Source organism: Telluria sp. AZSoR62 (genome assembly GCF_058111565.1).
The window spans coordinates 1-319 of record NZ_JBYTST010000200.1; the positions used below are offsets into that span (position 1 = coordinate 1).

Sequence of the window (319 nt, forward strand, 5' to 3'; positions counted from 1 at the left end):
GGCAGAGGTCATCCCCGGCATTTTCCGCCCATCAGCGCTGATCATTGTTGGAGTGCCTTGGATGCCCAGGCTTTCAGCCAAAGAGACGTTACGAGCCACTGGGTTATCGCAATTTGCTGCGGCTGGAGCAGTACCTGCCATGAGCTTGTCCCAGGCGGCTGCGCGTTCACCTTCAGGCAAGCACCAGATCGACTCGGCCTTGGCCTTTGCCTGAGGATGCAGCGATTCGATTGGGAACATGAAAGTGTAAATCGTGATGTTGTCGAGCTTGGTGAAGACCTGGGACTCGAGCTCATGGCAGTACGGGCAGTCAGGATCC

General features: G+C 56.7%; 1 protein-coding gene. It reads right to left on the reverse strand.

Features of this window, described 5'->3' with window-relative positions:
• Positions 1–319 (reverse strand): DsbC family protein (locus tag AC3XQU_RS23510; RefSeq protein WP_489876558.1); only part of this gene is annotated, 319 nt, incomplete at both ends.